The following is a 24,124-nucleotide window of genomic DNA, read 5'->3' as shown; positions in this document are numbered from 1 at the left end:
GGGACCACGGGGACCTACGGGTCCGTAGTTCCAGCTCCCGTGGTTCACCGTGGGTCCAGCTCCCGTTTCTCCAGCTCCCGTAGTTCCAGCTCCCGTAGTCCCAGCTCCCGTAGTCCCAGCTCCCGTAGTCCCAGCTCCCGTAGTCCCAGCTCCCGTAGTCCCAGCTCCCGTAGTCCCAGCTCCCGTTCCTTCAGCCCCCGTGGGCAATCCGTTCCTCCAGCTCCCGTCCTCCTCCTCTCCCCCAAAAAAACGCGGGCAAGCGCTCTGCGCTTGCCCGCGTCCTCCACCAAGTCCTACATCTGACAAATCAGGGGTCTGATCAGTCTCCCTCCACATCGTAGGTGAAGGCATCGGCCTCACGAATCGAGTCGAGCCAGTTCTCCACCTTGGTGTCATCGTCGAACACATTGCCGGCTCCGCCGCTGGCCGCCGTGGCGGACATCAACGAAAAGCTCAGCGCCCGTTCCGTGCCCTCGGGCCAATCCGGCATGGCCAGACCAGCCGCCACCCGACGCAGCGTCGGGCCACAAGCACCGAGCAGCTCCACCGCACGGGCTTCGAGCGTCAGAAACGGAATGTCGAGATCCTGCGTGACCAAACGGCCCGTCGCGCCATCCCGCCACGCCGAGTCACCGACCGCACCGCGGTCCGGCCACACACCAAGATGTCGCACGACACCTGCACTCACGGCTTCCAGCCGCTCGCTCTCCACGGTGGCGGCCAACGCCAGTGCCAACGACTGGGCGTCTGCCTCACCATACAGCGTCACCACTTCACGCCGCGAGCGAGTACCGAACGGAAGCACGGGAATGGAGTTCACGTGCGCGAGTACCGGCGAATCGCTCGGACGAGCCTCGAGTCGAACGAGGACGTCCATATTCTCCCTCCTGGGTTCAGGTTCAGCTGTCCTTCAGCATGTCCGGAAGCCGCTTCTGTCACGTGCGCCGTCCACGTACAGAAGACGTCTCACCGGAGGATCAGCAACGCGAGGACGGTGTCGGATACAGCATAGTCGATGCCAGCACTCACGCCGGACACGACATCCGTCACTCTTGTTGCAAACGTGTCACGACCGGGGGCTGTTGGTGACAACTGTCACCAATACCACGCAAAAACCGCGTGAACCCGCGTCAACGATCTGGCTCACCCTGGGAGAGCCATGCGCCGCCAAGCAACGCCACGGCCAACGCAGCTCCGATAGGAACCGCGGCAGACAGGTTTCCCGTCACACCGTAGCCGATACGCAACGGTGCCGGCACCACAGTGGTGACCAACAGCACATACCCCGCAGCGACTCCGACGGTCACGAGGACACGCGCAACCCCGCGCCAGGGTAGGACGAACAATGCCAACACCACACCCCACACCGTGGCAATCGTGAGATGGTGCAGATACCCCAGCGCCACCGACGACAGCGGTGCGGCGGCAGAAGCAAATCCCAATCGCTCCAGCAACGCACGACCGGCCAGCCGGAACACCCGGCCCGCTTCTCCTTCACGCCAGCCGAGCCCGAGCAACGCACCGCCCGTGGCGATGGTCGTCAGGGTGCCGGTGGCGAACGCCGCGTCGAACAACGCACTGGGCGAGGAGAACCGTCGGAGGGCGGACATGGCAGATAAAGTAAGCGGCGGCACAATGACGATTAACGCGTCGGGAACGTGTTGCGTCCAATCGAGAGACCTCAGGAGACTTCAACGGAGCAGGCCGTGAACCAGGGCAGCCCGGACCCCGCGTATCAATACACCGCGGTGCACGCGCCGACAGCAAGCGCGACACCAGCCGGAACACGACGTGCGACGCCGCGTGAGCGCCCACGCAACACACGCCCCACTCGCGATACGGGGAGCCATCGGCACCTGCCACGGGCCCTGTCGGTCCTGCTCGTGCCCTGGGCACTGGCCTGCGCCTCCGGCAATACCGGCAGCTCCCGCCCCGAATCCGCGCTACCCACCTCACGCGACAGATCGTTCCAGCCACCCAGCGCCGCCCTGCTGGCCGCCCGCGAACAGACGGCCGACCAGCAGGTGCAGCAGGTGCTCAATCGCCTCGCCTTCGGTCCGCGCCCGGGCGATGCCGCCGCCGTCCGGACGATGGGAGTGGATCGCTGGATCGACCGGCAGTTGCACCCCGACCGCATCCCCGACACGGCGACCACGGCCTTCCTCGCGCACTACGAAACGCTGCGCCGATCGAGCGAGGAACTGTATACCGACTATCCGCCGCCCGCGCAGGCCCTCGCGCAGTTGCAGCGGGAACAGCAGCGCCGGGGTGGCACGGTGACGGCGGAGGACTCCGCCCGCATCCGTGAACAAGGTCGCCGCGCCGGTCTCCCGCTCGCCGAACTCACCTCGAGCCGCGTCGCGCGCGCGGTGCTGAGCGATCGCCAGCTCGAGGAAGTGATGGTGGATTTCTGGGAGAATCACTTCAACGTCTTCTCCGGCAAGGATCGGGTGCGGTACTACCTGCCGGAATTCGACACCCAGGTCATCCGTCCGCACGCCCTGGGCAAGTTCCGCGATCTGCTCGGGGCCGTGGCCCACAGCGGCGCCATGCTCTACTACCTCGACAACTGGCAGAGCGTGGCCGACAGCGGGCGCCCGGTGCTGCAGCCCCCTCGCGCCGCTATGCGTCCCGGCCTCCGCCCCGGTACCCGTCCGAACGCGCGTCCCAATGCGCGTCCGAACGTCCGCATCGCCGGGCGCCCAACCTCACCGAATTCGACGTCCGATTCCCCGCCGATGCCGCCGCCGGTCACATCACGTCGCCGCGGTCTCAACGAGAACTACGCCCGTGAGCTGATGGAATTGCACACACTGGGCGTGGACGGCGGATACACACAGCAGGACGTCATCGAAGTGGCACGCGCCCTCACGGGATGGACCCTCGATCGGGGAGCGCAGGGTGGGTCATTCGTCTTCCGGCCGCAGGTGCACGACGCCGGGGCGAAGGTGATTCTGGGGCACTCGTTCCCCGCCGGCCGGGGGATCGAGGAAGGCGAGGCCGTGCTGGATCTGCTGGCGCGTCATCCAAAAACCGCCACGTTCATCGCCACCAAACTCGCCCGTCGCTTCGTGAGCGACACACCACCGGCTGCCCTCGTGGAACGGGCCGCGGCCACGTTCCGCGCCACCGATGGCGATATCCGCGCCGTGCTGCGCACCATCGTCACGAGTCCGGAATTCTTCAGCGCCGATGCCTATCGCGCCAAGGTGAAGTCCCCCTTCGAACTCGTGGTCAGCACCCTGCGGGCCATGGACGCGGCCCCCGATTCCACCCCACGCGCCGCGCAACTCGTGAGTCGCCTCGGCCAACCGATCTTCGGACATCAGGCACCCAACGGATATCCGGAAACGGGCGACGCGTGGATGAACACCGGCGCGATCCTCAACCGCATCAACTTCGGCCTGGCCGCCGCCGGCGGACGGGTGCCGGGCGTGAAGCTCGCCAACTGGCCGGCATCAAAAACACTGACCTCGCTCCCGCGCGAACAGCAGGTGGACGGCGTGATCCGTGAACTGCTCGGCGGCGCCGCGTCGACCGATACCCGCCAGGTGCTGCTCACGGGCACCAATCCGTTTCTCGAGCGCCGCGCATCCGGTGACACGAAGACCAGTGTCGCGGGATTCGCGCAGATCGTGGGACTCGCGCTGGGCGCGCCCGAATTCCAGCGCCGGTGAAACACCACGGCAACTCTGCGGAATCGCCAGCGACGCTTCACTGACCGGACGAACATCAGACGCACACGGAACGAACATGGAACGACGCATCTTTCTCAAGAGCGGGGCATTGGCGCTCCTCACCCTCGGCCTGAGTCCGAGTTTCCTGCGCCGCACGGCGCTGGCCATGGATCTGCCCCGCGCCGCTCGCGGCAAGACCCTGATCGTGCTCTTCCAGCGCGGCGCGGCGGATGCCCTCAACGTGCTCGTGCCGTTCGGCGACCCTGAGTACTACGCCGCGCGGCCCCAACTCGCGATCGCGACACCAGCCCGTACCAATGGCCCGCAGGGCGTCATCGATCTCGATGGATTCTTCGGATTGCATCCATCGCTGGCTTCGTTCAAGCCGCTGTGGGACCGGGGGCTGCTGGCGCCCATTCACGCCGTCGGCAGTCCCAGCGCCACCCGTTCGCACTTCGACGCGCAGGACTACATGGAAACCGGCACGCCCGATCGCAAAGGCACGCCGGACGGCTGGCTCAATCGGTATCTCGCGGTTCAGGGCACCTGTGAAGCGTGTGCCGTGCAAGACACCCGCCGCAGCGGCAGCGCCAATGCCGATGCCACGGTCAATGCCGGCAAGACACCTTTCCGCGCCGTGGCCATGACGACGCAGACGCCGCGCATCCTGGAGGGATCGTCGCCCGTGGTGGCCATGAACTCCATCGACGAGTTCTCCATCCGCAGTGCCGGCGGTGATGCGGAACGTCGACTCGAGGCGCTGTATCGCACCGGGTCCGCCGATCTCATTCACGGCAGCGGCAGCGATATGTTCGAGGCGCTCAAGGTGCTGCGGGCCGCGAACCCGCAGCAGTATCGGCCCGCCGCCGACGCGCGGTATCCCCGCTCACAGTTAGGGCAACGCCTCCTGCAGATCGCGCAGCTCATCAAGGCGAACGTCGGACTCGAAGTGGCGTTTGCCGACGTGGGCGGGTGGGATACGCACGTCAATCAGGGCGGCGCGCAGGGTCAGCTGGCCAATCGGCTCACCGATTTTGCCGACTCCATCGGCGCCCTGGTGACCGATCTCGGCGATCGCATGGAGGACGTGGTGATCCTGACCTGCTCGGAGTTCGGCCGCACCGTGCGCCAGAACGGCACGGGCGGTACCGATCACGGGCACGCCGGGGCGATGTTCGTCATCGGTGGCGCGTTGCGCACGTCACGCAAGGTGTTCGGCACGTGGCCCGGACTGGCCCGTGAACAACTCTACGAAGGACGCGATCTGGCGCTCACCACCGACTTCCGCGCGGTGTTCTCCGAAGTCACCGCGCGTCATCTGGGGGCCGACACCCTGTCGCAGCTCTTTCCGGGATACACCGGCAGCCACAGCGACTGGCTCGGATTGCTTCAAGCCTGAAGGATCACGGCCGGAGGATCCCTCCCGGAGGTTCACGTCGACCGGCGCGATCGGACGCTCAGTTCCGCTCCTGATCGCGCCGGGCACGACGCTCGCGTTCGATGGCCCGCTGCAGCTCTTTCATCACCTTGCCGGTGATGTGCCGGATCTTGTCGTTTGAACGTGTCGCTTCGAGCAGATTCTCCACGGCGGCGCTGATGTCATCGGCATCGATGCGTCGGCCCTCCTGACGGAGACCGTCCGGACGGAGACCGTCCTGACGGAGACCGTCCTGGCGCCAATCGTCCTGCCAGTCGGGCGGCTCGTCGTCACGCATGGCCAGACGCGTCTCGTCCTCGCACGAGGCGGTGGGCTGCGTGCCCGTGCGGAAGTATTCGCGACGCGACGGTCCACACCAATCGCTGGCGAGTTTGCCGGTGCCGATATCGATCTGCTGCGATTCGATGCCCGGTGGCGGACGCCAGGGACTGTCCTGTTCGGGGCTGTGCCATCCGTCGCGCAGGAAACGCGCCCACACCGGGGCCGCCAGACGTCCACCGGACGCGTTCCACCCCAACGGTTGCGGCGTATCCGCGCCGAACCACACACCGGCCACCAGCGTCGGGGTGTAGCCCACGAACCAGACATCGGTGCCGTCGTTGGTGGTCCCGGTCTTTCCCGCCACCGGCCCGCGGATACCGAGATCGCGAATGGCGCGTCCCGTGCCCCGATCCACGACACTCTGCAGCAGCGAGGTCACCAGGAACGCATCCGGCGCCTGCAGGACACGGGTTCCCGTCATCGCCTTGCGCTCCCACAGCAGACGACCGAACTGATCTTCGACCCGTTCGACGAGATGCGGCACCACGCGTGTGCCGCCGTTGGCGAACGCCGCATAGGCCGTGGTGAGTTCGAGCGGCGTGACCGCCGCCGCGCCAAGTGCCAGCGCCGGCACCAGCGGCAGATCGCTGGTGATGCCCTGCGCATGCGCCAGCGACGCGATGGCCGGCACGCCCACTTCGTGACTCACGCGCACGGTGGCCGCATTGGCCGAACGGGCCAGTGCATCACGCAGCGTGATGCGTCCGGCATACTCGTCGCCATAGTTGGCGGGACGCCAGGTATCGCGTCCGGATCCGATCTCCACGGGTTCATCGTCCACCATGCTGGCCGGTGTGTATCCGTGCATCAGCGCCACGGCGTACACGAACGGCTTGAACGTGGAACCCGGTTGACGCCGCGCACGCAGCGCCCGGTTGAAGCCTTTGCGCTCGAGACGCCGTCCACCGACGATGGCACGCACCGCGCCCGTCGCGGGATCGAGTGCCACCAGCGCCCCCTGCGTGCGGTCGCCCGCATTGCGCACGGAAAACCCGGTGCCGTTGCGCTCGTCGTCGATCTGTCCGGCACCGGCCGCGATCACCCGTTCGGCGGCGATCTGCGCTTTCCGGTCGATCGTGCTCCAGACCTTGAGCTGCCCATCGTTGAGTGCCTGGGGAATGATGCCCGCGGCGCGCAGCGAATCGAGTGTGGTGCGCACGGCTTCGACGGCCCAGGAGTCGACGGTGCGGGTGAGCACGAACTCCCGACGCGCCAGCTTGAGCGGAGCACGACGGGCCGCACGCAACGCGGCGGCATCCGCCACCTGCTCGCGTTCGAGCACGTCGAACACGACCGCCCGGCGGTTCAGTGCCTTGGTGCGATCGTTGCGCGGCGAATAACTCGAGGGCGCCTTGGGCAGACCGGCCAGCAGCGCGCCTTCGGAGAGCGTCAGATCGCCCACGCCCTTGCCGAAGAGATCACGACTGGCCGCTTCCACGCCGTACACCCCGTTGCCGAGGTAGATGGCGTTGAGATAACGCTCGAGAATCTCGTCCTTGGACAACGCCGCTTCGAGCAACTGCGCATAGCGCCATTCGAGCAGCTTGCGTCCCCAGCTGCGTTCGGTGGCGCGATTGCCGAGGAAGACATTGCGGGCGAGCTGCATGGTGATGGTGCTGGCGCCTTCGCGCACGCTGCCGGCGCGCAGGTTGCTGACGCTGGCCCGCACCACACCGCGCCAGTCGACACCCTGATGCGCGTGAAAGCGCCGGTCTTCCACGGCAATGAACGCCGCCCGCACATGATCGGGCACGCGGGCGAGTGGCACGTTCACGCGACGCACCACCGACAGCGCACTGACCACACTGCTGTCGCGGGCCAGCAGGGTTCCTCCCTCGGTGGGACGCCACGCGCGAAGCTGTGTGGGCGTGGGACACCCCTGCCATCCGCAGCTCCACCACCACGTGCTCATCACCACCATCCAGATTCCGGCAACCGCCATGCTCCACGCCAGGACACGGCGCGCGGCGCGGCTGGTGCGCAACAGCTGCACGGGATGTCTCAGTGCGAACCGGATGCCGTTTTTCACCTGTCCAATCCGTCGGCCCAGCGCGAGTCGGGCGCGCCATGATGCGCGCGACGCCGGCGCGGCATCGGGAGGCGCATCATGACACGCATCACGACGCACCTCGTCAACAGCAGCATCGGGTGTCACCGTCTCGGCGGGCGATCCGTTAGGTTGCATGTCCATCGTCGTCCTGGCTGCACCCTGGTAGTGAGTCCTTCGGTTCCATGGCGTTTCTGCGCACGTCTTCCGAGTCCTTCCGCTCCGGCATTCCGGCGCGGTATCGCAATAACTCCGGCCGCATGGGACGGATCACCCGCATCCTGAGTGGGACAGTGCTGGTGGGCGTGATGGTTGGTGCGTCGGCACCGACAGCGGGTCGCTCATTCCTACGGGGAGAACCCGGGGAAAGTGCCAGCCGGACGGGTTTCGCCGCTTCGGCCCAGCAGCCGGTGGGCAAGACGTCCATCGGCAAGGCGCCGGCCGGCAAGACACCCGCCGCTCAGCCACCGGCTGGCCAGGCGCCAGCCGGCAGGACGGCCACCGGTGCAACGAGAGTGCCCAACGAGATGGGGCGATTCCCCATCGTCGAATGGCATCAGGTGGTGGACGCCGACGGTTCCTACAAGGTGTCGCGCGAGCGATTCCGGGCCGAACTCGAGGAGCTCTACCGGCGCGACTACGTCCCGGTGAACCTGTCGGAGATTCTCGACAGGACGTTCTCGGTGCCGGCGGGGAAGACGCCCGTGCTGTTCACCTTCGACGATGCGTCGCCGAGTCAGTTCCGGTACATCGAGAAGAACGGCCAACTCGTGGTCGATCCGACCAGTGCCGTGGGCATCCTGCTGGAGTTCATCCGTACGCATCCGGAGTGGAAACCGAAGGGACTGTTCTGCATGCTGCCCGCCGCGGCGGCCGGTCATGCGTTCTTCGGCGAAAAGGGCATCGATGGCCAGTTGTCGGCGTGGCGATTCCGGAAGCTGCAGTTCCTCGTGCAGCAGGGATTCGAGTTGTGCAATCACACCCTGTGGCACGCCAAGCTGAACAAGTACTCCGACGCCGTGGTGCAGGAGCAGTTCGCCCGCGGCGCGATGGCCATCGACTCGGCGGTGCCGGGCTATAAAGTGCGCGGCATGGCGCTGCCCTACGGCCTGTGGCCGAAGAATCGGGCGCTCACGCTGTCGGGGTCGTGGGTCGACCCCAAGTCGAAGCGTACGGTGACGTACCATCACGAAGCTGTCTTCGAAGTGGCTGGCGGCCCGGCGCGCAGCCCCTACGATCCGCAGTTCAATCCGAAGGCGTTGCCGCGCGTCCCGCTGCAGGGCGGCACCAAGTTGTCGACGACGCTGGATCTGCTCGACAAACCTGGCCCGATGGCGCGGTTCGTATCGGACGGCGATCCGAAGACGATCGCGAAGCCGTGAGGTCTTGACCTCACGGCTCTTCATCCACGCATGCGTTCCACCTCGTCCCAGCGATCGACGGCGCGACGCAGATGCGGGATGACGATGCTGCCGCCGACGATGAGGCCGATGCTCATCGTTTCGAACACTTCGTCGCGGGTGACACCTTCTTCGCCGCACCGGACGATGTGGTACGTGATGCAATCGTCGCAACGCAGCACGAGGGAGGCGACCAGTCCCAGCAGTTCCTTGGTCTTCACGTCGAGCGCCCCGCCTTCGTAGGCGCGTCCGTCGAGATTGAAGAAGCGGTTGATGACGAGATTGTTCTCGCCGAGGATGCGCGTGTTCATGCGCTCGCGGAACTGACGGAACTCGGCGAGCGCGGCGCTCTCATCGCCGCCGTGCGCGTGCGGGGGACCCGGGGTGCGGTCGGTCACGAAGTTCTCCAGAGTCTTCAGGATTCCAGACGTCTCGCCCGGAATGCCGGGATGTTCAGAACGTGTAGTTGCGGAGCGTGGTGAGTGCGGTCTCGAGCGCCGCACGCTGCTGCTCGGTGGGAGAGTTGGCCCAGAGCTCTTCGTATGCGGCGATGGCCATGGCGAGCGCTTCCCGGTCATGTTCACTGGCGGCGAGGGACGCGGCGTTGTCGGCCAGCGCGGCCCGGGCCAACTGATCTTCAGGGAACCGCTGGGTGACCTGGAGCCAGCGGATGGTGCGATCGCGCTGGTTGGATTCGGTGAGCGCCCAGAGATGCCAGGCCCCACGATTGGTGGGGTCGATAGTCAGCGCACGGTTCGCCAGTTCCCCCACCTGCTCGGGTCCCCGGCCGGTGAGCCAGTAGGCGTTGGCCAGAATGACGAGCGCGCGGGCGTTGCCCGGCTGCTCGTCCACCACCTTTTCATACAGCGGGCCGGCGACTTCGGGCATATGCAACCAGGGCTCGGCGGCGGCCACGAGCGCATCGGGCATGGCGCCGTCCCGGAGATGGTGCAGGCGTTCCATGAGCGCCCCGACGTTACCGGAGGCTTCGTAAGCGTCGACCGCGTCGGCCAGCGCCGCGGGAATGTCCTTGAGTGGAGCGATCATGACACAAAGCTAGACACAAATCCGGACCATGGGGGTAGGAACCTCAGCGGTGTTTCCCCAGCGGTCGCCCCGGCCCTCGGCCGGGTGTGACCGGATCGGTGCGGCGGCCGTCCTTCCGCAGGGTTGCGCGATTGCCCCGGGCTCGCAATACTCAACGTATCACGTAGATTTCAGAGGTATCGAGCAGCACCTCGAAGTACGCGATGCCACGGCGCCCAGTTCATTGATGCGCTGAGGCGTGGCCCCGAACGGATTGCCGTCGAGGCAAAGCCGTCATGGTGAGGCTGGCACGGCCAGACCGTCCAGCCCATTCGAGAGATGGGAGGCACGATGCCTCCACCCTGGCAGTATCGGATTGGCCTTCGCGCCTCTCCGTCGCACGCGACGGCCTACCCACCCCGTCCAGAACACCCTGCATTTCCAGCGCCCATGGCAGCTTCGGGCTTCCCATGGCGCGACCACACCCTCGCGGGTGTCCGTCCTGTTGGCTTTGACACATGGCTGCCGTCGGCAGGCAGTGTCCGGGCCGTGCTCTGTCCGTCGGGCGAGTCCCGCCGATCAGCAGCCCACGTATCACACGCAGTAGTCGAATGACCGAACCGAAACGTCCTTCCCGCCGCACCAGCACCCGCACGCGGCCGCGCCCCGAATCGATCGGGGACGACAATCCATATCTCGACGCCCCTCCGACCAGTGGAGCGTCCAGCCCTCCCTCTTCGGAGGAGAACGCCTCGGACGCCCCCCGGCCCCGTCGCCCTCGCCAGCCCCGCCGCCCGGCGGCGGCCGACACCGGGTCCGAACCCGCGGCGGCCGAATCCAATGACAGCGCCCCTCCCCCAACCCGTCGCGGGGTGGGACGACGCACCCGAAGCACCGAGGCGAGCGCCGATGCCGCTCCGCCCGCTTCTCCCTCCGCCGACCACCAGGCGCGTTCCGAATCGCGTAGCGAATCACGCAGCGAGCCGCGCCATGAGCCGCGCAGCGAGTCCCGTGGTGAGTCCCGTGGTGAGTCCCGCAGCGAATCGGGGGCAGAGCCCTCCGCCGAATCCCGCGGGGATGGCCGGCCGGTGTATCGCGACCCCCAGCCAATCGGCTACGAAGCCTCGATGGAGCGGGTTTTCGGAGAGCGCACGGAGAGCCAGAATCGGTACGACCGTGCCTTCGATCGCACCGACGGCCCCGAGCGGCAGGACCAGCGGCCGGAGGGCCGTCAGGAGGCTCGCCCGGAGCGTCCCTTCCAGAACGACCGGCGTGATCGCGGCCGCCGCCGTGGACGCGGTGGCCGCAATGATCGTGGCGGCAATCAGGATCGTGGTTTCAGTGGGGAGCGCCAGAACGAGCGGCCGCGAGAGCGTTTTGGCGAGCGGCCGGCTGGTGAACAGCAGGGCGGCAACCGGCCCGACCGCTTCGAGGCACAGGACCGTGGCGGCTTCCGCCGCAATGGTCGACGCGGCCGGAACCGGTTCCGGCGTGGTGATGAAGGCGGCGCCAATGTGGGCACCGAAGGCACGGCCCTGCCGGCCCCGGGCGCACCGTCGGCACCCATCGGCGTGGAAGGCACGATGTCGGGGTGGTTCGACCCGTCGCGTGATGGCGGCTTCCTGCGCCGCGCGGTGAACAGCTACCTGCCCGATCCCACCGACCCCTTCGTTCCGCCGGCGCTCGTGCGGCTGCACCAGCTCCGGCGTGGCGACCGCCTCGATGTCACCTATGGTCGCGATCATCGCGGCCGCTATCTGGTGGTCGAAGTGCAGACGCTCAACGACGGATCGCCCGTCGTGCTGGAGAAGCGTCCCGACTTCAACACGCTCATCGCGAGCTATCCCGACCGGAAGCTCACGCTGGAAACGGGTCGTCCGGCCAAGACCGGCCCCGAACTCACGCGTCGGGCCATCGATCTGATCGCTCCCATCGGGTACGGTCAGCGCGCGCTGATCGTCGCGCCGGCCCGCGCCGGCAAGACCACGCTGCTGCAGGCCATCGTCGAAGGGGTGGCCATCAATCATCCACAGGCCGTGCTGCTCATCCTCCTCGTCGACGAACGACCGGAGGAGGTCAGCGAAATGATCACGTGGGGTTATGGCGAGGTCGTGGCATCGAGCTTCGACATGCCACCCAAGCGTCACGTGGAAGTGGCCGAGATGACGCTCGAACGCGCGCGTCGCCTCGTGGAGCAGGGCAAGGATGTGGTGATCGTGCTCGACTCGATCACCCGTCTCGCCCGCGCGCACAACACGGTCGACCGGGGCACAGGCCGCACGATGTCGGGTGGCCTCGATGCCACGGCCATGCAGAAGCCCAAGGCGTTCTTCGGCTCGGCGCGCATGATCGCCGAGCAGCACGGCGGCGGTTCGCTCACCATCATCGCCACCGCGCTCGTGGAAACGGGCTCGCGCATGGACGACGTGATCTTCGAGGAGTTCAAGGGCACCGGCAACTGCGAAATCAAGCTCGATCGCTCGCTGGCCGACCGGCGCATCTTCCCGGCGTTCGACATCGCCACCAGCGGGACGCGTCGCGAAGAAAAACTCTATCGCCCGGATCAGCTCGAGAAGGTGCACCTGCTGCGGCGTGGCCTGCACCAGCTGCCTCCGCAGGCGGGCATGGAGTGGCTCATCAAACGCATCGCGGCCACGACGAACAACGATTCGTTGCTGGACGGGTTGTAAGCGACCGCGGTCGGATGGAGCAGCGGGCAGACGTCAGGGACGGCTGCCCGCTTTGCTTTGGGGAATACGGGTCAGACATCTGATTCTCAGAGGTCAGAGGTGAGAGATCAGTAGGTCAGAACTGAGACGGCGATCGAATGATGAGAGATCAGACAACAACGAAATCAGAGGTCCGAGCACTTCGCCGGCGGGCTGGGTACTGACGCGAAGGGGCGGTGTTTTGCGGGGCGCTTCGCGCCCCGAGGGACCCTGCGGGCGCCCGGGCCGCAGGCCCGGCCAGCGGGGCCGGTGGCGCGCACGATACCCTCGACCGCCAGTGCTCAGACTTCTGACCTCGTGGTTGTCTGATCTCTCATCATTCGATCGCCGTCTCAGTTCTGACCGACTGATCTCTGATATCGGACCTCTGCAAGTCAGAACCCGGGCGTGACACCCGTGCCCGCCACGTGACACTCCATCCGTTTTTCTCAAGTGCGTCAGGCCTTGGTCCGATACCCCTCACTGTGCCGTGTCGGACGACGACGTCCGTGCCCTCCCTGGCGTCCCTTGAAGCGAATCCATGTTTCGTACCTTGACTCTGCGGGCCAAGATTCTGGCCCTCCCCGTGGTGGCCGCGCTCGGCTTCCTCATCACCCTTGGCACGACGATCGTCCTCGGTCGCCGCGCACAGTCCGAGCTGACCACCATCCGTAACGACTATTCGCCGGCCCTGGAGCAGAGCCGTCAGCAGCTCGCGTTGCTCGAGTTGTACCAGCGAACCGTACGTGACGCCGTCGCCGCGAGTGACACCGCGGCCATCACGGCGGCGGACTCGATCGTCCGGAAGTTCGCGCTCGTCAATGACTCCCTGTCGCACAACGCCACGGCGGATTCGGCAGCCGTCCTGAAGGTCCATCAGCAGTTCAAGGAATACGCCGCGGCCATGAAGGCTTCGAGCTTCGGCATGATCACCGGCTCGATGGAAGACATGATGGGTGGCACGACGTCCGCGAAGACCAAGTACGCAGAGCTGACCAAGCAACTCAATACGGAGTTGCAGGCGCGCAACGAACAGATCAACACGTCCTTCGATACCGCGACCGGTCTGCAGAGCACGTCCTTCTACAGCACGAGCGCCATCCTGGTGGTGGCCCTCGGCGCACTGGCGGTGCTGGCGTGGGGCACGCTCACCAGCATCATCGGCGCGATGCGTACGCTGTCGGACACCGGCCGGGACATCGCGCGCGGCAAGATCGACCTCACCGTCGACATCAACTCGAAGGACGAGATCGGCGAACTCGGTGAAGCGTTCCGCGGCATGCTGTCGTACATCGGCGGTGTGGCCCATGCGGCCGATCGTCTGGCCACCGGCGATCTGAGCGCCAAGGTGGAGGTGCGCTCGGAACACGACGTGCTCTCGCGCAGCATCAACGGCGCGACGGATACGCTGCAGGGGGTGGTGAGTGAGATCAATGTGGTCATCGACGCCGCGAAACACGGCGACCTGTCGAAGCGCGGCAACCCCGATCGTTTCCGTGGTGCGTACGCGGAGCTGGTCGGCGGCACGAACTCCACGCTCGATGCGGTCATCGAACCGATCGCCGAAGCCAAGCAGGTACTCGCCCGCGTCGCGGCCAAGGATCTCTCGGCGCGTGTGAAGGGCAACTACGTCGGCGAGCACGCGGCCATCAAGGAGTCGCTCAACGCCGCGCTGGAGAACATCTCGGAAGTCTTCGCCTCGCTGAGCCAGGCGATCAGCCAGGTGAATTCGGCGGCCCGCGAAATCGGCGACGGCAGCCAGGAGCTGGCCAGCGGCGCGGCCGATCAGGCCGGCGCGATCGATCAGGTCTCGAACCGCATCGCCGTGGTGGACGAACGCACGAAGGCCAACGCCGCCGACGCCAACGAGGCGCGCACGGCGATGGTGAAGGTGACGGAAACGACCGAACAGGGTGTGGAGCGCATGACCGCACTCGCCGATGCCGTGACCGAGATCAAGCGCTCGGCCGACGCGACGGCGAAGATCGTCAAGACGATCGACGAGATCGCGTTCCAGACGAACCTGCTGGCACTCAATGCCGCCGTCGAAGCGGCACGCGCCGGCGATGCGGGCCGCGGTTTCGCGGTGGTCGCCGAGGAAGTGCGGGCGCTCGCCCTGCGCAGCGCCGAAGCGTCACGCAACACGGCCACGCTCATCGAGGAATCGGTGCAGAAGGCCGAAACCGGCGTGCAACTCAACGAGAGCGTGACCCGTCGTCTCGAAGAGATCCGCACCGGTGTGCAGCGCGCGGCGACGATCATGAACAACATCGCCGAGGGCGCGGTGGAGCAGGAGAAGGAGCTGGCCGAAGTGACGGTGGCGATGTCGCAGATCAGCGGACTGACGCAGCGTACGGCGGCCAACGCCGAAGAGTCGGCCAGCGCCGCGGCGGAACTCTCGGCGCAGTCGGCGGAGATGCAGGATCTGGCCTCGCAGTTCGAGCTCGGTCAGACGCGTGTGGAGTCGGTCTCGGCTCCGCTGGTCGCACCGACGTCGGCCTCGACGCGCCGGGCGGCGGTGAGTGCGCCGCCGGTGCCGCCGAGCGCGTCACGCGGCGGCAGCAAGGCCCGCAGCGCTGCGGCGCCCCGGAGCAAGGCGAAGAATACCCGGGCCACCGCGTCGGCGAATGGTGCGAGCCATGGAGCAACGGACGATGTGTTTCCGGTGAATGCCGCCGCGCTCATTCCGTTCGACGAGGACTCCTCGGACGACATTCTGGGCTCGTTCTGAGCCGATGCAATTCTGAACCGATGCAATGACGATGAATGACACGGGGGGGCGTGCGATTGCACGCCCCCCCCGTGCGCAGAACCCGGCACGTCACAGATGATTGCCGTGACTACGGGTGATTCATGAACCAGGGATGTGCTGGCGGCGGTACTCTTCGTAAAGTGCCGCCGCCGCGCGTATGCCGGTCTGGTAGTTCGCGACGGCAATCCACTCGTCGGGCGCATGCGCGTTCTCGCCGGGCAGCCCGAAACCCATGAGCAGCACCGGTGCCCCGAGGATGCGTTCAAAATCCCCGACCACGGGAATACTGCCCCCTTCCCCCGTGATGACGGGCGCCCGTCCGAACGCGGCTTCGAGCGCGAGTTTGCCGGCTTCGATGATCGGTCCCTGCAGATCGGCCCGCCACGGACGTCCGCCATGCAGATATTCGACCGTGACCGACACACCGGGCGGCGCCACACGCTGAACATGCGCGTCCACGAGCGCGGCGATCACCGCCGGATCCTGATCGGGCACGAGTCGGAAACTCACTTTGGCCATCGATTTTGCCGGCAGCACGGTCTTGGCGCCTTCACCGGTGTAACCGCTGAGCAGTCCATTCACTTCGCAGGTAGGACGCGTCCACAACCGCTCGAGCGTGGTGTAGCCGGCTTCACCTCCGAGCGCGGTGACACCCACCTCGTGCATGAGCTGGGCATCGCTGAACGGCAGTTCGCGCATCGCTGCGCGCACATGATCGGGGAACGGACGGACATCGTCGTAGAATCCCGGAATCGCGATGCGTCCGTCGGCATCGTGCATGGTGGTCAGGATGCGCGCGAGCGCCATGGCCGGATTCACGACGGCGCCGCCGTACATGCCGCTGTGCAGATCGCCTTGGGCTCCCTGCACGTTGATCTCCAGATAGGCCATGCCGCGCAGTGACGAGAGAATGCTCGGGATGCCGGGCGCGAACATGGTGGAATCGGAGATGACGACGGCATCGCAGGCCAGGCGTGTCTTCTCGCGTTCGAGAAACGCTTCGAGGTTCGCGCTGCCGACTTCCTCTTCCCCTTCCGCCAGCACGATGACATTCACCGGCAACGTGCCCCGTACCGCCAGATGGGCTTCGAGCGCTCTCAGGTGCAGATGCAACTGTCCCTTGTCGTCGACCGAGCCACGTGCGTAGATGCGGCCGTCGCGGATGGTGGGTTCGAACGCCGGTGAGGTCCACAGCTCCAGCGGTTCGGCCGGCTGCACATCGTAGTGTCCGTAGATGAGCAACGTAGGCGCGTTGGAGCCGGCGCCCCGCCATTCCCCCACGACGATGGGATGACCGGGCGTGGGCTCGATGGTGGCGGTGAAGCCGATGCGCGTGAGTCCGTCGGCCACGAACCGGGCCGCCGCTGCGCAGTCATTTTTGTGTTCCGAGCGCGCCGACACCGACGGGATGCGCAGCAGCGCGAACAGTTCGTCGAGCGCGTGCTGGTCGTTGGCAGTGCACCACGCGGCGAGATCGGCAGGAATGGTAGGCATGGTCATCGTTCGACGGATCGGGGAACGGCAAAGGAAGCACGGGTCGCGTGGATGCTCACAGCCGTGTGCGACGTTTTCCGACGGTTCACGGAGGTTCTTGACTGTTCTTAGCGGTTCACGGCTGCATGCGCGGCTTCACGATGAGGAGGCCGAGCGCAGTGGCACCGAGTCCCAGCACGAGACTACAGGCGATGTAGAGCACGGCGCGCGCGGTACGCCCCTCCTGCACCAGGGTGAGCGTTTCGGCGCTGAGCGTGGAGAACGTGGTGAAGCCTCCGCAGAAGCCCGTCGTGAGCGCCAGCCGCAGCAACTGTTCCGATTCGGACGTGATGGCCAGTCGCGCGAAGAGACCGATGAGGAAGGCACCCAGCACGTTCACGACCAGCGTCCCCACGGGAAATCCCCCACTCGCCGGCATCAGCAGTACACCGGCGACATAGCGGGCCATCGAGCCAAGCGCACCACCGAGTGCCACGACGAGCACCGCGGACAGACTGAGAGATGGGGTCATGAGATCGTGTACATCCGAAGTCGCGTGCATCGGGAGGCACGAAGAGGCACCAGGATGCACCAGGATGCATCCGGATGCATCAGGGTGCCAATGGCGCGGGGTGCTCGCGAGGCACGACGCGGGCGGTACGATACACCCAGATGCGACGCGTGGTAATCTCGCCGCCGTTGCGTTGCAGCGAGACCGTGGGTCCCTGCTGCCGATGATCGAACCAGCCACCCACCAGAGTCGCGAGAGAATCGCCCTTGGCATCGGCATCGAACACAGCCACGAGCCCGTCATCCGGACGGATGCGCTGCCACGCATTGGGCCATACGTCGTACTGATTGGTGCGGCCGCCGAGGTTGAGAGCAAACGCGACGGGCTGGCCAACGAGGTGGAACGCGAGTTCCGACGCATCCTGATACCGGTCGGCCGCGACCCAGGTGCGGACGCCGGTGTCCGGAAACGCCGCAGCGCGCACGCTGTCCACGGCCCGCGCCAATGTGGTCCATCCGTGTGCCCGCGCGATGGGATCCTTGCGTGGCACGAGTGGCAGCACCGGACGCCACGCCTGCAGCGTGACCACGGCCAGCAACACGGCCGCGAACCAGAGCCCACGCCGCCACCAGGCCCCCAATGCCCATGGGCGGTCGCTGGTGGCCAGCAGCATCATCGCACCGGGATAGATCATCGCCGGCCAGTTGGCTTCCACCGAACGACGCCAGGCACTGATGGCGAAGAACACGAGGGGCGCGAGCGCAATCACCGCCAGCGCAAAGCGGCGGATGACGGGATCGGTGAGCGCATCGGTGGCCGCTGCCGCGTTACGGGCACGCCATCCGTCGCGCAGGGCAAGCCAGACCACCATGGCCATCAGCACGAACAGGATGGGCGACGCCAGCCCGGCCTGTCCGCCAATCATCTCGAGTTCGCGCGACAGCGGATTGCCGCGTGCGCTGGGAGTGAACCCGTGCCCCAGCTGAAAGCGGAATGAGACCCAGTCATTGGCGGCATTCCAGAACACCACCGGTGCAAACAGCAGCAGGGCCACCGCGCTGGCCACCCACGGCCCCGGTTCAGCGAAGCGACGGCGCAGCACCGGATGGACCACACAGGCGATGACGAGCCCCATGGGCAGCAGCACGGCGGTGTACTTGGCCACGAACGCGAGGCCCAGGCCGATGCCGGCCGCGGTCCACCAGGCCAGCGACGCCCGCGAACGCAGGGGCGCGGCCAGGGCGCGTTCCACGGCCAGTAGCGCGATCATGGCCGCCGCGAAGAGCAACGCGTCGGGTGTGGCCAGCACCAGCCCCAGCGTGGCGATGGGCAGCAGCGCCACCAGCTGCGCCGCGCGGCGGGCGGCCCGCGCCCCTGCCAGGCCGCGGCCGGCCAGATGCCAGGCGCAAGCCACCGCCGCCAGATGTGTGAGCAGGGCCGCCAGCGCCGGCCCCGCGCGCACGCCAGCCACGGTCGGGCCCGCCAGGGCCGTTCCGATCGCAATCAACCCCGCGATACCCGGGGGATGGTCGAAATATCCAGCCGCGAGCCGACGCGACCATTCCCAGTAGTACGTCTCGTCGGGCAGCAGCGGGACGAGCACCGACAACAGGGTCCGTAACAGCAACGCACCGATCACCCAGCCGATCGCCTGTCGCCAGTCGGACGACACGTCGTAGAAGCCTGCGCGAGAGGCTTCACCGGAAGGGCCGGGAGAGTGGAGGGAACGCGCCGCGGAAGCCGGGGTCTGCATCGGAGAGAAAAGTAGCAGGTGGGGCCGCTTGCCCGGCCACGCCCGGCCAGTCAGGTTGTGCCGGAGGGCGTGCCGGGACTGTGACGATTCGCGGCGGTTACGGCCGCCGGTCACGAGGCGTCCTCTGATCACGACCTGGTGCGGTGCCTCACAGTGTTTTCGCGCCCGGTGCCAGAAATTTCCGGGGAGTCCACCGACGACCGTCGTACACGATCGTCGATCTCCCTTCTCAACTTCTTTTGATGACAGGACGGACCTGCATGCGGGTCGCAGCCCCCCACGTGATGTCACGCTCCCGACGCGCCGGTGCGTCGGCGGCCCTGCTGATGCTGGCCGCGCTCGGCGGCTGCCTCGATCTCAAGCCGAAGCAGGCCTGCTCGGTCACCGTCGCACCCATTTCCCTGTCGTTGCCGGTGAACGGCTCGGCGCAGGTCGTCGCCACCGCGTTCGACTGCGACGGGAACACCATCCGCAACAAGAAGCCGGCCTTTTCCTCGGCCAATACGGCCGTGGCCACGGTGACGAGCGAAGGCAACGTGATTGCCGTGGCTGTCGGTGTGACCACCGTGTCGGCGGAAGCGAACGGCAAGTCCGCATCGGTGGCGGTGACCGTGACACCCGAAGCGGCAAATTCGGTGACGGTCACGCCGAGCACGCTCACGCTGCGTGAAACGAACACCCGTCAGCTCACGGCCGTGGCGCGCAATGCGCAGGGCCTCGTCATCTCCGGCCGCACGTTCCGCTGGGGTTCGAGCAATTCGGCCATCGTCTCGGTCGACCAGAACGGCAACCTCGCGGCGGTCAGTGCGGGGGATGCCGTGATCACCGCGGAAGCGGATCAGGCCACGGGACAGGCGTTGGTCAAAGTCACGCGCATTCCCGTCATCGGATGCCGCCTGGCGCCAACCAGCAGCAAGGTGACCGTGTCGCAGAGTGTGCAGCCCACGATCACGCTGCTCGATTCGGCAAACACCTCACTGCCGGTCACCGGCCGGTCCCTCGTCTGGACCAGCAGCAATGAAGTGGTGGCCACGGTTTCACAAAGCGGCCTCGTGACCACGCGCAAGGCCGGCACCACGACCATCACCGCAGCGTCGGCGGACAACCCGACGGCCAACTGCATCATGACGGTCGAAGCAGTGGATGCCCGCATCGACAAGGTCATCATCCAGCCCAAGGTCGGCTCCGTCCGACTCGGCCTGTCCCGCGTGATGCAGTATGGCCTCATCGACTCGGTGGGTGGTGCGATCCCCGCCGGTCGTACGGTCACCTGGCGCACGACCGATCCCACCGTGCTGCGCGTGAGCCAGTTGGGTGAAGTCACCGGCCTCACGCTCGGCTCGGGCCGCGTCATCGTCACCGCCGAAGGGGTCTCCGACACCGCGACGCTGACGGTCACGAAGATCCCGCTATCCACCGTGATCATCACGCCCCTCCAGAGCACCGTGACCGAAGGGCAGACCACGCAACTGCGCGTGACGATGACCGACTCCACGGGCGCCGAGGTGAGCGATCGTCCGATCGAATGGACCACCAGCGATCCGTCACGGGCCACCGTCTTGCAGACGGGCCTCGTGACCGCGATCGCCGCGGGCACCGTGACCATCTCCGCGATCGCCACGCAGGACAACCGCGTGGGGCAGGCCAACGTGATCATCCAGCAGGTGCCCGTCGACACCATCGTGGTGGCGGACACCTTCACGGTGAACGTGGGCACCTCCAGCGCCTTCGCCATCCAGCTCAAGGACGCGCAGGGCCGCACACTCATCGGGCGCAATGTTCTCGTGTCCAGCGATTTCCCGGGTGTGGCCATCGGCCAGGCCGTGGTGACCTCCACACAGGTGAACGTGCAGGGCATCTCGCTGGGCACGGCCCGTCTCACACTGCAGGCCGTGGACAGCAACAACCGCGCCCAGGGCAAGCCAAGTGTGGTGGTGGTGACCGTGCAGAAACCGCCCGCTCCCACGGTTCGGCAAGGCTCGCCGTAAGGCACACAGCAGCGGTTCTCGACCGCTATCTTGAACAGCGGGGCATCCTCGGCAACGACGGGTGTCCCGCTGTTCGTTTCGACCTGCCCGCTCTTCCTTCCATCCGTCACCGGCTGTCGCCGGGCCTTCGTGCTCCTTCGTCGCCGATCCATGTCTGCTCCCGCCGCCATCAAGCCGTCGTTCCTGCGCGATCTCTTCACGGGGAACATCAACGAAGCGCTGCTGCTTCCCTATCCCGCACCGCTCGACGTGCGCGATCCCGATGAAGCCCGCACGGTGCGACGTCTGGTGGACGCGCTCAACGAGATGGTCACGAGCGGTCTGATCGATTCGCGACGGTTCGACGAACAGGAATTCATCGACGAGCCCGTGATCCAGGCCTTCGCCGCATGCGGTCTCCTGGCCATCAGCATTCCGAAGGAATACGGCGGACTCGGATTGTCGGCGAGCGCGTATGCCCGGGTGTTCGGCGCCGTGGCCGCCATCGATGCGTCACTGGGTGTGCTCATCGGCGTGCACTGCGGTCTGGGCAGCAAGGCGCTGGTCATTGCCGGCACCGATGCCCAGAAGCAGCGCTATCTGCCCATGCTGGCGCGCGGGGAAACGCTCGCGGCGTACGCGCTCACCGAACCGGAGACGGGCTCCGATGCGCAGCACATCGTCTCGCGCGCCGAACGCAGCCCCGATGGCACAGGCTGGATTCTGAACGGCCGCAAGCACTGGATCGGCAACGGACAGCGCGCCGGGGTGATCGCCACCTTCGCGCAGACGCCCATCGAGCGCAATGGCGAGATCGTGCAGCGTCCCACGGCATTCATCATCCGTCCCGACATGCCGGGATTCCGTGTCGACGGCACCGTGCGCAAGCTCGGCATCCGCGGTTCCACCCAGGCGGAGCTCGTGTACGAGAATCTCTTCGTGCCCGACGATCACGTGCTGGGCGAGGTGGGCAAGGGGTTCCGCGTGGCCGTGAACGCGCTCAACGGCGGCCGTCTGTCGCTGGCCTCGGGATGCATGCAGGGCAGCAAACGGCTGCTGGGGGAGTTCGCACGGTACGCCGAGGCGCGCACACAATTCGGCGGACCGCTGGCCAGCTTCGAAATCACGCAGCGCAAGATGGCCACGATTGCCAGTGAGACCTACGCCGCCGAATCGATGGTGGGTGCGCTCGCCGCCGCGATGGACGGAGACGAAGTGGACGTGGCGCTCGAAGCGGCGTGCGCGAAGGTCTTCGCCAGCGATCTCGTGTGGCGCACGGCCGATGAGCTCGTGCAGCTCGCCGGCGGCCGCGGGTTCGTGAAGCCCTGGCCATACGAACGGTATCTGCGCGATGCCCGCATCAACCGCATCTTCGAGGGCGCCAACGAGATCCTGCGTCTCTTCGTGGGCCTCAATGGCATCCAGGGACCCGCCGAGGAACTCAAGGAAATTGCCGGCGCGCTGCGCAATCCCATCCAGAACTGGGTGCTCGTTTCGAGCTACGCCGCCGATCGCGTCAAGACCGCACTGGGCAAACGCGACCGGTTCGAAGCCGCCTGGTATGCGGGATTCCGCAAGCATGTGACCTACGTGGAGAAACATGCGGCCGAGCTGGCCAAGGCCACACAGGATGCCATCACGAAACACCGCAAGGAAATTCTGAACCGGCAACTCGTGGTGGAGCGTCTCGCGGACATGGCTATGGAGCTGTATGCGCGCACCACCACGCTGGCGCGCACCCAGCGTCTCATCGACGAGCGAGGTGCGGCCGCCTGCACTCGCGAGATCGCCCTGACGGAGCTGTTCTGCCTGCAATCGGGCCGGCGGTTCCGCGCCCATCATGCCGAGCTGGACGGCAGTGTGGGCGCCACCATCGACGACCTGCGTCGCAGCGTCGCTGCCCAGGTGCGCACCGATGGGGGATATGCGTCGGTGGACGCGCTGCTCGAGGTCGTGGTGCCGCCGTTGCCGGCGTGGAGTCTGGTGAGGCAGGAGCAGGAAAAGGCGCTGCGTACGCCCTGACGCGTCCTACAGATCCGCACAACTCCGGTTGATCTGTCCGCAGGCGCCGCAGACCTGCTTGCACTTGCGCCACTCGAGGTGCGGCGACGCGCAATACTCGCACAGCTCGGCGGCCTGATGCGTCGCTTGATGCATCATGGGATTCAGCGGTGGCCCGGACACCGGTGGCAGGGTGGCCGCGTCCCGGGTGTACAACGCCACCCGCTCGAGATGACAGCGCGCCGACATCAGGATGTGCGCTCGCGACACGTTCCCCGATGCATCAGACGTCGTTCTTCAGCAGTCCGAGCTTGAGCGCGAACTTCACGTAGTCGGTTCGATGTGTGAGCCCCAGCTTCTCGCCGATGCGCTGCTTGTACGTGTCGACCGTCTTGGGTGAGATCGTGAGATGCTCACCGATCTCCGGCGCGGTGTACCCTTCGGCCACCATCTTCAGCACCACCTGCTCGCGGTCGGTGAGCTTCTCGAAGCGTGCGCGTTCCTCGGCGTGTCCTTCGCGTTTGGCCAGTCCGCGCGCGAGGGCGCGGGCCGCCGAGGGCTGCACGTACACATCGCCCGCGGCGACGGTGCGCACCGCGTCCACGAGCTCACGATCGGCCACCGACTTGAGCAGGTACCCACCGGCCCCGGCCTCGAGCAGCGCCACGAGATGTTCGTCTTCCGTGTGCATGGTGAGCACCAGCACACGCCGCGTGACCGGCTCGTCCACCGGCTGCACCCGATTGGCGTTCACCTTCTGCAATTCGCGGGTGGCCGTCAGTCCGTCCATGTCGGGCATGGAGAGATCCATCACGATCACATGCGGATCGAGTCGCTCGGCCAGCGCGAGCGCGTCCTTGCCACTCCCTCCCTCGCCCACGACGGTGATGTCCTTGGCGGTGGAGAGGACGGCCTTCAGTCCGGCACGTACGATCTGGTGATCGTCGACGAGGACGACGCGGATGAGGTCGGGACGCATGGGGGCAAGCTACGGCAGAAGCGGAATCGATGGAAGCGGAGCGGGCGGCAGTGTCACAGCGTGGTCACGGA

General features: G+C 66.6%; 17 protein-coding genes. 7 read left to right on the top strand and 10 right to left on the bottom strand.

Annotated elements, in window-relative coordinates; genetic code table 11:
- Positions 1-319 precede the first annotated feature (319 nt).
- On the bottom strand, positions 320-877 hold the full coding sequence (locus WG208_RS14700) for a hypothetical protein (protein ID WP_337172135.1): 558 nt from the start codon (positions 875-877) through the stop codon (positions 320-322).
- A 253-nt stretch (positions 878-1,130) separates the two neighbouring features.
- Positions 1,131-1,610 carry a hypothetical protein gene (locus WG208_RS14695; protein WP_337172134.1) on the bottom strand — a complete coding sequence of 160 codons (480 nt, stop codon included), beginning with the start codon at positions 1,608-1,610 and terminating at the stop codon, positions 1,131-1,133.
- 96 nt (positions 1,611-1,706) lie between these two features.
- Here WG208_RS14695 and WG208_RS14690 point away from each other — a divergent pair, with 96 nt between their 5' ends.
- Positions 1,707-3,677 (top strand): DUF1800 domain-containing protein, encoded by a 1,971-nt coding sequence (locus WG208_RS14690; RefSeq protein WP_337172133.1) that lies wholly within the window; start codon positions 1,707-1,709, stop codon positions 3,675-3,677.
- Positions 3,678-3,753: 76 nt separating this feature from the next.
- Positions 3,754-5,076, top strand: coding sequence for a DUF1501 domain-containing protein (locus WG208_RS14685; RefSeq protein WP_337172132.1), 1,323 nt, complete (start codon positions 3,754-3,756; stop codon positions 5,074-5,076).
- Between the two features lie 58 nt (positions 5,077-5,134).
- On the opposite strand, the gene WG208_RS14680 is transcribed toward WG208_RS14685, so the two are convergent.
- Positions 5,135-7,627 (bottom strand): PBP1A family penicillin-binding protein, encoded by a 2,493-nt coding sequence (locus WG208_RS14680; protein WP_337172131.1) that lies wholly within the window; start codon positions 7,625-7,627, stop codon positions 5,135-5,137.
- Between the two features lie 41 nt (positions 7,628-7,668).
- Between WG208_RS14680 and WG208_RS14675 the strand changes: the two genes are divergently transcribed.
- Positions 7,669-8,865 carry a polysaccharide deacetylase family protein gene (locus WG208_RS14675; protein ID WP_337172130.1) on the top strand — a complete coding sequence of 399 codons (1,197 nt, stop codon included), beginning with the start codon at positions 7,669-7,671 and terminating at the stop codon, positions 8,863-8,865.
- A gap of 20 nt (positions 8,866-8,885) precedes the next feature.
- Here the strand turns inward: WG208_RS14675 and WG208_RS14670 are convergent, their stop codons facing one another.
- The gene (locus WG208_RS14670; protein ID WP_345787006.1) at positions 8,886-9,194 is read right to left on the bottom strand and encodes a carboxymuconolactone decarboxylase family protein; all 309 of its coding nucleotides are present in this window, start codon (positions 9,192-9,194) and stop codon (positions 8,886-8,888) included.
- Positions 9,195-9,336: 142 nt separating this feature from the next.
- Complete coding sequence (locus tag WG208_RS14665) at positions 9,337-9,930, bottom strand: hypothetical protein (protein ID WP_337172128.1); 594 nt, start codon at positions 9,928-9,930, stop codon at positions 9,337-9,339.
- 1,067 nt (positions 9,931-10,997) lie between these two features.
- On the opposite strand from WG208_RS14665, the gene rho reads away from it, so the two are divergent.
- Both rho and WG208_RS14655 read left to right on the top strand, forming a co-directional pair.
- Positions 10,998-12,599, top strand: coding sequence for a transcription termination factor Rho (rho, locus tag WG208_RS14660; RefSeq protein ID WP_337172127.1), 1,602 nt, complete (start codon positions 10,998-11,000; stop codon positions 12,597-12,599).
- Positions 12,600-13,158: 559 nt separating this feature from the next.
- Positions 13,159-15,348 (top strand): methyl-accepting chemotaxis protein, encoded by a 2,190-nt coding sequence (locus WG208_RS14655; protein ID WP_337172126.1) that lies wholly within the window; start codon positions 13,159-13,161, stop codon positions 15,346-15,348.
- Between the two features lie 120 nt (positions 15,349-15,468).
- Here WG208_RS14655 and WG208_RS14650 read toward each other — a convergent pair whose 3' ends face one another.
- The 3 genes from WG208_RS14650 to WG208_RS14640 form a co-directional block, all read right to left on the bottom strand.
- Complete coding sequence (locus tag WG208_RS14650) at positions 15,469-16,869, bottom strand: dipeptidase (protein ID WP_337172125.1); 1,401 nt, start codon at positions 16,867-16,869, stop codon at positions 15,469-15,471.
- A gap of 109 nt (positions 16,870-16,978) precedes the next feature.
- Positions 16,979-17,374, bottom strand: coding sequence for a fluoride efflux transporter CrcB (crcB, locus tag WG208_RS14645; RefSeq protein ID WP_337172124.1), 396 nt, complete (start codon positions 17,372-17,374; stop codon positions 16,979-16,981).
- Between the two features lie 79 nt (positions 17,375-17,453).
- Complete coding sequence (locus WG208_RS14640; protein WP_337172123.1) at positions 17,454-19,106, bottom strand: glycosyltransferase family 39 protein; 1,653 nt, start codon at positions 19,104-19,106, stop codon at positions 17,454-17,456.
- A 284-nt stretch (positions 19,107-19,390) separates the two neighbouring features.
- Between WG208_RS14640 and WG208_RS14635 the strand changes: the two genes are divergently transcribed.
- Entirely contained in the window at positions 19,391-21,094 is a 1,704-nt protein-coding gene (locus WG208_RS14635; protein ID WP_337172122.1) for an Ig-like domain-containing protein, read from the top strand.
- Between the two features lie 150 nt (positions 21,095-21,244).
- Positions 21,245-23,095 carry an acyl-CoA dehydrogenase family protein gene (locus WG208_RS14630; RefSeq protein ID WP_337172121.1) on the top strand — a complete coding sequence of 617 codons (1,851 nt, stop codon included), beginning with the start codon at positions 21,245-21,247 and terminating at the stop codon, positions 23,093-23,095.
- Between the two features lie 6 nt (positions 23,096-23,101).
- Here WG208_RS14630 and WG208_RS14625 read toward each other — a convergent pair whose 3' ends face one another.
- Together WG208_RS14625 and WG208_RS14620 are read right to left on the bottom strand one after the other, a co-directional pair.
- Positions 23,102-23,344, bottom strand: a complete 243-nt coding sequence (locus WG208_RS14625) for a hypothetical protein (protein ID WP_337172120.1) — start codon at positions 23,342-23,344, stop codon at positions 23,102-23,104.
- Between the two features lie 13 nt (positions 23,345-23,357).
- Entirely contained in the window at positions 23,358-24,053 is a 696-nt protein-coding gene (locus WG208_RS14620) for a response regulator transcription factor (protein ID WP_337172119.1), read from the bottom strand.
- Positions 24,054-24,124: the final 71 nt, after the last annotated feature.

This window comes from Gemmatimonas aurantiaca (genome assembly GCF_037190085.1).
Classification (GTDB): Bacteria; Gemmatimonadota; Gemmatimonadetes; order Gemmatimonadales; family Gemmatimonadaceae; genus Gemmatimonas; species Gemmatimonas aurantiaca_A.
This window is presented reverse-complemented; position numbering and strand designations above follow the sequence as displayed.